Annotated in this window: 9 protein-coding genes and 1 pseudogene; 5 read left to right on the forward strand and 5 right to left on the reverse strand. The window is 30.2% G+C overall.

Annotated features, from left to right (window positions below; genetic code table 11):
• A pseudogene (locus AACZ53_RS11490) lies at positions 1–320 on the reverse strand (lipoyl(octanoyl) transferase); the annotation flags it as partial.
• Positions 321–591: 271 nt separating this feature from the next.
• Here AACZ53_RS11490 and lysS point away from each other — a divergent pair.
• From lysS to AACZ53_RS11510, 4 genes are all read left to right on the forward strand, one after another.
• On the forward strand, positions 592–2,289 hold the full coding sequence (lysS, locus tag AACZ53_RS11495) for a lysine--tRNA ligase (RefSeq protein WP_339838521.1): 1,698 nt from the start codon (positions 592–594) through the stop codon (positions 2,287–2,289).
• A gap of 163 nt (positions 2,290–2,452) precedes the next feature.
• Positions 2,453–2,890, forward strand: a complete 438-nt coding sequence (locus tag AACZ53_RS11500) for a DUF4890 domain-containing protein (RefSeq protein ID WP_339838523.1) — start codon at positions 2,453–2,455, stop codon at positions 2,888–2,890.
• A gap of 89 nt (positions 2,891–2,979) precedes the next feature.
• Positions 2,980–3,306 (forward strand): hypothetical protein, encoded by a 327-nt coding sequence (locus tag AACZ53_RS11505; RefSeq protein ID WP_339838526.1) that lies wholly within the window; start codon positions 2,980–2,982, stop codon positions 3,304–3,306.
• Positions 3,307–3,395: 89 nt separating this feature from the next.
• Positions 3,396–4,661: a hypothetical protein gene (locus AACZ53_RS11510; protein ID WP_339838529.1), complete on the forward strand. Its 1,266-nt coding sequence runs from the start codon at positions 3,396–3,398 to the stop codon at positions 4,659–4,661.
• Here AACZ53_RS11510 and hemL read toward each other — a convergent pair.
• From hemL to AACZ53_RS11530, 4 genes are all read right to left on the reverse strand, one after another.
• Positions 4,656–5,942, reverse strand: a complete 1,287-nt coding sequence (gene hemL, locus AACZ53_RS11515) for a glutamate-1-semialdehyde 2,1-aminomutase (RefSeq protein WP_339838530.1) — start codon at positions 5,940–5,942, stop codon at positions 4,656–4,658. The genes AACZ53_RS11510 and hemL overlap by 6 nt on opposite strands.
• The gene (locus AACZ53_RS11520) at positions 5,942–6,763 is read right to left on the reverse strand and encodes a glucosaminidase domain-containing protein (RefSeq protein WP_339838532.1); all 822 of its coding nucleotides are present in this window, start codon (positions 6,761–6,763) and stop codon (positions 5,942–5,944) included. The genes hemL and AACZ53_RS11520 overlap by 1 nt, the downstream gene beginning before the upstream one ends.
• On the reverse strand, positions 6,760–7,656 hold the full coding sequence (locus tag AACZ53_RS11525; protein ID WP_339838535.1) for a pyridoxal-phosphate dependent enzyme: 897 nt from the start codon (positions 7,654–7,656) through the stop codon (positions 6,760–6,762). Before AACZ53_RS11525 ends, AACZ53_RS11520 begins: the two co-directional genes overlap by 4 nt.
• Before the next feature lie 90 nt (positions 7,657–7,746).
• Positions 7,747–9,543, reverse strand: coding sequence for a T9SS type A sorting domain-containing protein (locus tag AACZ53_RS11530; RefSeq protein WP_339838538.1), 1,797 nt, complete (start codon positions 9,541–9,543; stop codon positions 7,747–7,749).
• Between the two features lie 284 nt (positions 9,544–9,827).
• Between AACZ53_RS11530 and AACZ53_RS11535 the strand changes: the two genes are divergently transcribed.
• On the forward strand, positions 9,828–10,255 hold a 428-nt coding region (locus tag AACZ53_RS11535), incomplete at its 3' end, for a glycine-rich domain-containing protein (RefSeq protein WP_339838541.1).

The following is a 10,255-nucleotide window of genomic DNA, read 5'->3' on the forward strand; positions in this document are numbered from 1 at the left end:
TCTATAATAGGATAGCCCACAATTTGCCCTGGTCCGTGATAAGTAATATCTCCTCCTCTATTTATCTTGTAAAAAGTTGCTCCTTTGTCGGATAATTGTTTTTCGGATAAAAGTAAATTTGTCAAATCTCCGCTTTTACCTAAAGTATAAACATGAGGATGTTCTACATATAAAAAATAGTTTGGAGTTTCTTCATTTCTTTCTTCTCTTCTGTTTTTGATTTTTAAATCAACAATTTTTTTGAAAAGCTCTTCTTGATAATCCCAAGTCTCTTTATAATCTTTATGTCCTAAATCTTGTAATTGGATTTTTTTGTTCATCTTTTATAAAACCTATGTTTCTTCATTTCAATTTGTGATTGCAAATATACAAATGATTTATCAAACAGTTCATAAATATTGAGACATCTCCCGATTCATTAAGAATAGAATGGAGGGCAGGATTTATAAAACTAAATAAGCCCAAACCTTAGGTTTCAAATAGATTTTTGAATGTTTAGTATTTGGATATTTAGAAAAAAATTGAAACAAAAACAACACTTTGAAACTCTCAAACTAATACTTATCTTTGCAAGCTTAAAATAAAGATATTATGCAACTTTCGGAACAAGAAATCATTAGAAGAGAGAAATTAAATTCACTTCGTGCTCTAGGTATTAACCCCTATCCTGCAGATTTATATCCTGTAGACACTACTTCAAAACAAGTTAAAACAGAATATGTAGAAGATAAGAAGGTGGTTTTAGCTGGTCGTGTGATGAGTACTCGTATTCAAGGAAAAGCTTCGTTTGCCGAATTGCAAGATAGTGAAGGTCGAATTCAGATTTATGTAAATAGAGATGAAATTTGCCCAGGTGAAGACAAAACTTTATACAATGACGTTTTTAAAAAATTAATTGATTTAGGTGATTTTATAGGAATTGAAGGAAGAATGTTTACCACACAAGTAGGTGAAAAAACCATTAAGGTTACAAATTTGACTTTGCTAAGCAAAACACTTCGTCCGTTACCATTACCAAAAACAGATACTGAAGGAAATGTACACGATGCATTTGTGGATCCTGAATTGCGTTACAGAATGCGTTACGTAGATTTAGTGGTAAACCCAAAAGTAAAAGAGGTTTTTGTAAAGAGAACTAAACTGTTTACAGCCATGCGAAATTTCTTCAACAATGCAGGCTATTTAGAAGTTGAGACTCCTATATTACAAGCTATTCCTGGTGGAGCTGCTGCTCGTCCATTTATTTCGCATCACAATGCATTGGATATTCCTTTGTACATGAGAATTGCTAATGAATTATATCTAAAAAGATTAATTGTGGGTGGTTTTGATGGAGTTTATGAGTTTTCGAAAAACTTTAGAAATGAAGGAATGGACAGAACCCATAATCCTGAATTCACAGCCATGGAGATTTATGTAGCTTACAAAGACTACAATTGGATGATGGTATTTACCGAAAACTTATTAGAACATTGTGCAAATGAAGTAAACGGAACAACGGATGCAACTTTTGGTGAACAGAAAGTAAGCTTTAAAGCTCCATATGCAAGAGTTACAATGACTGATGCCATTAAAAATTTTACAGGATTTGATATTACTGGGAAATCTGAAAAAGAGTTATTTGAGGCTGCTCAATCTATGGGAATTGCAGTAGATGAAACAATGGGGAAAGGAAAGTTAATTGATGAAATTTTTGGTGAAAAATGTGAAGGAAACTTTATTCAACCAACATTTATTACAGATTATCCTAAAGAAATGTCACCATTATGTAAAGAGCATAGAAACAATCCAGAGTTAACAGAACGATTTGAACTAATGGTTTGTGGTAAAGAAATTGCAAATGCTTATTCAGAATTAAATGACCCAATTGATCAAAGAGGCCGTTTTGAAAATCAAATGGCTTTGGCTGCAAAAGGAGATGATGAAGCATCTGGAATTATTGATGAAGATTTCTTAAGAGCATTAGAGTATGGAATGCCTCCAACTTCTGGGCTAGGAATTGGAATGGATAGGTTAATCATGTTTTTAACGAACAATCAATCTATACAAGAAGTATTGTTTTTTCCTCAAATGCGTCCAGAGAAAAAACAAGTTGAATTATCTGAAGAAGAAAAAATGATAATTGATTTATTAGTCAAAAATGGAAATGGAATGGATTTAGTGGAACTAAAAACCAAATCAGCTTTGAGCGGAAAAAAATGGGATGCTGCTATGAAAGGATTGGCAAAACACAACATGACTTCAGTACGAGTTGAAGGTGATGGTAAAATTGTAGAGTTGAAAAATTAAAGACTAATAGCGTTTAACTATTTTTAGCCACAGATTCACAGATTTATAATAAAAATCCTTGAATCTGTGGCTAATTAATTATAAAAAAAATAATTTTTTGTTAATGAATTAAACCTTTTGATAGTATCAACGTCTTATCATCAAACTTTAAAAAATTACAGAAATGAAAAAATTAGTAGTAGCTGCATTATTAGTTGTTGGATTAACAACATTTGCTCAAGGAAAAGGTAAAAGAGGAGATTTTAAAGAAATAACTCCAGAACAAAGAACTGAAATGCAAATTAAGAAAATGACAACTGATCTTAATTTAAATGAAAAACAACAAAAAGAAGTCAAAGAACTTTTAAATGCTCAAAAGGAAGATCGAGCTGAAATGATTGAAAAAAGAAAAGAGATAAAAGAAACTGCTGAAAAAGCTACCAAAGAGCAAAGAGCAGAAATGAAAGCAAAAATGGATTTGAAAAAAGAAGCCATTGATAAAAAAATGAAAACCATTTTAACGGATGAACAATACAAAAAATGGGAAGCAACGAAAGAAGATAGAAAAGAAAAAATGGGTGACCGAAAAGAAAAAATGAAAGAAAGAAGAGCAAATAAGTAAGAGTCTGTAAATAAAAAAGTAGCTTTATTATTTTGAAATTAAAAAAAAATAGTTAGATTTGACTTTCAAAATCAAAACAATCAACCACCATGAAAAAAATAATTGCTCTTTTTGTATTTATGTTTGCACTTTCTTTTAATGCAAATGCCCAAGAAGGAAAAACTGCTCTAGAATTAGGAACAGTAGATGCTCAAGCATTAGCTCAATATCTAGAAATTAGCGGGCCAATTGTAAAAGATTTACAAAATTTATTTGTTGAAAAACACCAAGTTTTATTAACTGAAGGTATCTCTGAAGAAAGAATTAAAGTTTTAACTGAAGTTATAGAGCATAAATTAGCAGCAACTTTAGATGCTAATGAAATGGAAAAATTAAAATCTGATCAAGTACTTTATAAAAAATTAATTAAAAATTAGAGTATTCTTACTAAAAGCATAAAAAAAATGAAGTTTTTTGACTTCATTTTTTTTATGCTTTATTTTTATTACTTGATAACAACTTATTTATGAAAACAAAATTACTTTTTTTATTCCTATTTACTTCTGTTTTTTCTTTTGCACAAACAAAATTTGAACCAGGAAGTTATGTAGATCTTAACAATATTAAACATGAAGGGTTTATAAAAAATCTTGATTGGAAAAATAATCCCTCAGAAATTATTTTTAAAAAAAATATTGAGGATGCAGAAGTAATTTATGTTAATTCTGAAAAGTTAAAAGAATTTGAAATTTATGATTTTTCAAAATATAAAAAATTTAATGTTAATATTGATATTTCTGCAAATGCACTTTCAGAAATTGGATACATCAAAGATCCTATTTTTGAAAAAAAAGAATTATTATTAAAAGTTTTATTAGAAGGTAACGCTTCACTTTATTTGATGAATTATGGCATATACGGAAAATATTTTTTTAACAATTCATCTAGAGAAATTGAAGAATTAATATACAAAAAATACAGGGTTAATGAAATAGATGCTGCTAAAATGAGAGAAAATGGTGATGAAGTTTTTTCTGGCACAACAATACTAACTAATAATGATTATTTAAAGCAATTATTCAGCAATGTAAACTGCAATATGAATAGAGAAAAAATTTACAAAACTTCTTATACTGAAACAAGTCTTGTAAAATATTTTAAAGAATATAATGAATGTTCAAACTCAGAATATATAATTTACAAATCTTTAAAGAAAACAAAAACTAACATTAAAGCCTTAATAGCAGCAAATTTTAGTTCTCTGGAATTATCAAACAATAATCGTTCTTTATATTCTAAAAATTTTGACAGTAAAACAACTCTTGGAGCAGGATTAGAACTTGAATTAGTTTTCCCATACAATAACAACAAATGGGCTGCTTTTATTGAAGCTTCCTTCAATACTTATAAAAATAATGCTGTTTTAAAAGACGACAAAGGTTTTTCTTTATATGAAAATCAAAACGTAACTGTACAATATAACCACATTCAACTAGCTCCAGGTCTAAGACATTATTTTTATTTAAATGAAAATTCTAAAATCAGTATTGATGCTATTTACAATATTAAAAAAGGAATTGGAAACAACAAAGTCGATTATGAAATTGAACAAGACTTAGCAATGACAAATAATATGATTTATAATTTTGCATTAGGCTTAAATTATAGTTACAAAAAATACACCTTTGGAATTAGAACTTATACCAAATCTACTATCTTAGATTTTAATTCTGAATCTAAGTATGCTAAATATTCTAATCTTTCATTTTTATTTAAATACTCTATTTTATAAACTATCTGCTACTTTATTTACAGCATTTATTGTAAAATCTAAGTCTTCATAAGATAAGGCATCCGTAATAAACCAAGTTTCGTAAGCTGATGGAGCAATATACACTCCTTCATTTAACAACCCATGAAAGAACTTTTTAAAACTTTCATTATCTCCATTTTTTGCTGTATCAAAATCAGATACTTCATTTTTATCGAAATGCACCGAAATCATTGATCCAACTCTGTTTATGGTAAATTCAATGTTTTTGTCAGATAGAACTTTATGAATTCCTTTATGCAAATAAGCCGTTTTTTCTTGTAATCTGTTATAGATTTCTTTATCCGAATTTAACTCTTTTAGCATTTCATAACCAGCAGCCATTGCTAATGGATTTCCTGACAATGTTCCAGCTTGATAAACCGGACCAATGGGCGCTAAATAATCCATAATTTCTGTTTTTGCAGCAAAAGCTCCAACTGGTAAACCTCCACCAATTACTTTTCCAAAACAAACAATGTCTGCTTTGATGTTATATAATTCTTGCGCCCCACCTTTTGCTAATCGAAATCCGGTCATTACTTCATCAAAGATTAACATTGTGCCTGATGCATCACAAAGTGATCTTAATGCTTCTAAAAAACCTTCTTTAGGAGTAATACACCCCATGTTTCCGGCAACGGGCTCAATAATTACAGCTGCTATTTCGTTTTTATTGGCATCAAACAATGCTTTAACATTATCCACATCATTGTATTTAGCCAATAAAGTATCTTTGGCTGTTCCCTCTGTTACTCCAGGACTATTTGGTGAGCCAAAAGTAATAGCTCCGCTTCCTGCTTGAATTAAAAACGAATCAGAATGTCCATGATAACATCCTGCAAATTTTATTATTTTATCCCTTTTGGTATAACCACGAGCTAGACGAACTGCACTCATACAAGCTTCTGTACCTGAATTCACAAAACGAATTTTATCAATATTTGGCACCATAGAAACGGCTAATTCAGCAATTTTTGTTTCAAGCTCCGTTGGCATTCCAAAAGACGTTCCTAATTTTGCTCTTTCGGTAATTGCATTTATCACGGGTTCGTAGGCATGACCTAAAATCATTGGTCCCCAAGAATTGATATAATCAATTAATTTATTACCATCTTCATCAAACAAATAAGGTCCTTTGGCACTTTTTACAAATATTGGAGTTCCTCCAACTGATTTAAAGGCTCTAACTGGTGAGTTAACACCACCAGGAATTACTTTATTAGCTTCTATAAATAATTCACTACTTCTTTTATATAACATTATTTTATCTTTAAGATCTGACCAATAGAAATGGCATTGTCAGAGATATTGTTTTTGCTTTTTAAATCTTCAATTGAAATACTATATTTTTTAGAAATTGAATACAATGTATCTCCTTGAACTACGGCATATTCTGTACTGTCAATTTCTTTTTTAGGAGTTTCATAAACAACCGCTTCATCATTAGATATTCCTAATGTTTCGTTGTCAAATCTATATAATTTATACTTTTCAATTATAGTTATTAGCTTTGCTGGATATTTTGGATCTGTTGCGTAACCCGCATCTTTTAAACCTTGAGCCCAACCTTTATAATCATTCCCTCTTAAATCAAATAAAAATTTATAGCGACTTCTAGAGGTTAGAAACATGGAATGATCTCTATACGATTCTGCCGGATGATTGTATTTTCTAAAACATTCTTGTGACTCATCATCATCATGGTGCACACTTGATCCTTCCCAACCAACATGGCATTTGATACCAAAATGATTGTTTGCTTTTTTACACAACTCCCCTTTTCCTGCACCTGATTCTAAAATTCCTTGAGCTAAAGTAATACTTGCCGGAATTTTATAGTTAATCATATTACTAATAGCAGTGTTTTTAAACCAAGAAATATACTCCTCTACGTTTTCAAAAGAAACCACCACAAAAGAAGTTGCTTCTAACTTTTCTTGTTCGTTGTTATTTACTTTATTTTTTTTTGCTACAGTAGTTTTCTTAGTTGGCTTTTTTGAGCTTGTTGTTCTGATTTTTTGTGAACCACAACTTACTAAAAATACCGTACAAATAGCGATTAGGGCGATTTTAAATTTCATTTGTAATTATTATTTCTTTTTTTTTTTTTTAACAATTCATTCATGCCTCGAATTCCTTGAATTCCACCAGTATGAATGGCTAAAATTTTGCTTCCTTTGGGGAAATAATTGTTTTCAATTAAATCATTAATTCCAAACATCATTTTTCCTGTATAGATTGGGTCTAATGGTATTTTATATTTTGAATAAAAGTCATTTATAAAACGAATTAAATCCTCAGTTATTTTACCATAACCTCCAAAATGATAATCAGAAATCACTTTCCAATTAGATTTGTTTGCAAAGTTACTAATCTCATTTGAAATAAAATCACCTTTTAAAGAAGGAAAACCAATAACTTGTTGACTAGTAAAACTTGCATTAATAATTCCTGAAATTGTACCACCAGTACCAATTGAACAACAAATATGAGTAAAAATTTCATCTTCATTTGTTAATATCTCTTCACAACCTTTTATGGCTAAATCATTTGTTCCTCCTTCTGGTAAAAGGTAAAATGAACCAAATTCACTTTTTAAATTAGCCACAAAATCCTTATTGTTTTTATCTCTATATTTTTCTCTTGAAACAAATTTGAATTGCATACCAAGTTCTTGTGCTTTTTTTAAGGTTGGATTTTCATCAATTTTACCTTCTAATTCTTCTCCTCTAATTATGCCAATTGTTTTAAAATTATTTTCAGATCCAGCACTTGCAACAGCTAAAATATTATTAGAAAACGCACCTCCAAAAGTCAATAAAGTGGATTCATTCTTATTTTTTGCTTCAATTAAATTATACTTGAGTTTTCTAAATTTATTTCCAGAAATTAAAGGATGAATTAAGTCTTCCCTTCTAAGATGCAATTCCACATTAGGATTATTTAGGGCTATTTTTTGAGTCTTAATTTTCATTTGTACAAAATTACAAATACCTTTGTTATAATCAAAAAAAAGCAGCCTATAGATTTTATAGACTGCTTTAATTATACTTTATAGTTGAATCTATTTTTTAGAATGCTTTATTATAATTTTATGACTTAAACTTTGATTATTACTTGCTACTAATTTTACAATATAAATCCCATCACTAAGTGAACTTGTTGGAAATTGATAACTTGAATTTGCCCCTAATTTTTCTTTTTGAAAGACAACTTTACCTCCAATATCAAAAAGCGAAACATATTGCAAGTCAATCAGTTGATTATTTTCAATTATTAAGGTCTGAAAATCGTTATTTTGATAAATTGCAAAATGTTCTTCAAAATTCTCAACGGTATTTAAAGCACTTGCTGTAAACGTAATTTCAAATCTATCATTGATTATTCCACCTGGTAAAATCACATCATAATTACCATTTTTTATATCGTGATACGTTTGTGTTAAACCATCATAAACATAAACATTCTGATTTTGATCAAAGTTAATGACATGTGATAATTTAAAATTAAAAGAAGTATTTGGGACCGACTTAACGCCAATTTTAACTCTTTTATTCACATCAAAAGGTACACCTTCAATAACATATTTATTATTATCTAAAAAGAAATAAACATCATTTGGCAAATTATCATCCGCAAGACTTTTAGCATCAATACCACTATCTACTAAATCTGTAGCTTCAGGAATCAATATTAATCCCAATTGACGCGTATTTAGATTATTTAAAGAAATATCAAAACGCAAATGAGGAACTTGAGAGGAAGTAGCTGTTGTGTTTTGTATAGAAACATTTCTTTCAAATTGAGATAAACCCGACCCTTCTTTAATGTATTCTCTGTAGCCATTTTTTAAAACTACACTTCCCAAAGCATTTCCTTCTATCATAAAACCTTGTCCAATTGGGGCATATTTTCTTTCAATTACTAATCCAGAGGAAGAACCTGTTGTATTTAGTGTTCCATTTCCATTATAAGTATCAAAAGTTGCAGGCACATAAATTCCGTTGGAAACCAAAGAAACTGGAGAAAAAGCCCCATAACCACCATGATAATCTGTTACATAATGCGAACTATCCGTTTTATCCTGTTCCCAATAATAAGCGATTCCAGTACAATTTGAACTAGAACCAGCTAAAAGAAAAGCACTTACATTTAAAGCCGAAGGATAAGGGTTCCCCGTTAAGGTATAATCACTAACATCAACATCAACAGATATGTCACCATCATTTGGTCTTCCTCTAAAATCATAACGTTGATTATCTCCAATATTATTAGCTTGAATGGCTTCAGAAGAGATTAAAGTTGCATCTGTACCTGTCACTCCTTTCATTGTAAAACCTTGTCCTGGTTGTAGTGTTTGCGTATCTTGTACATGAATCCACCCATTTGGCCCACCTGGATTGTACCCATTGGCTGTTATATATTTCCAAATCCAATGTTTTGCAACTGCTAAAGTAGAATTCGAAGTTGAACCATCATAAGTCGTTGTTGTTATAACAGAAGAATTTGTTACAGATGTTGGTCTATTCATTAATAAAATACCAAAATCAGTATTCCCTGCAGAAACACTAGCAATTCCAACTGGAGAGCACCAATAATTATAAACAAAAGCATTAGATGTTCCTTCCTGATATACAGAAAGTTTTCCATCACCCATATTAGTAGAAGTTCCTGTTTTACCTTGTACTAATTGAGCTTGATTTCTTAAATAAAAATTAGAGTTTGTTTCTAAATTGACATCTTGTTTAACAAAAACTACTTGATCAGTATTATAAATATAACTACCATCTTTGATAAACAATTGAGCATAATTTGTATATCCGAACGCAAAAAACACCATTAAAAGAGTTAATTTTTTCATTTTCATTAATTTAAAGATCGTTTTACACAACAAATGTATACAAAAAATCAATTATAAAAAACCATTCGTCGAAGTATTTTGTCATTTTATCGTTAATAATAGGGTATTCATAGCCGTTTTTTTGTAGATAAAAAATTATAAATTACTTTTGTTTTGATTTAGGAAATAATAGACTCCAAACTCAGACACATAAAATAGTATTTAGGACAAATCATGTCTTTTTGATTATTAATGATTTTTGAAGTAATAGCCTATTGTTTCTTTTAAAAGATACCTACTTTATTATGAAAAACAGTTACCCAAACCTAACAATCATTAGCCATTCAAATGCCCTTTCGAATGCTTTTAAGAAACAATTATTCTTCATTTTTGCTTTTTTTGCAACAATAACACAAACACATGCTCAAACTACTGTAACCTATACCAATACGGGTACAGATACATTTACAGTGCCTTGTGGAGTAACCTCTATTACTGTCGAGGCTTGGGGAGCAGGTGCTGGTGGGCAAAGAGTTACAGGAAACCCAGCCGCTGGTGGGGGTGGTTCTGGAGGTGGATATGTAAGAACTAATTATACAGTTATACCTGGAAACACTTATAACTTATCTGTTGGTACAGGAGGAACAGGGAATTCTGGTGGCGATGGAACTGCTTCTTGGTTTAATTCTAACACAACTATCTTAGCCGTTGGAGGACGAGGTCTCGGAACTAT

Origin of the sequence: uncultured Flavobacterium sp. (assembly GCF_963975005.1) — a bacterium.
Classification (GTDB): Bacteria; Bacteroidota; Bacteroidia; order Flavobacteriales; family Flavobacteriaceae; genus Flavobacterium.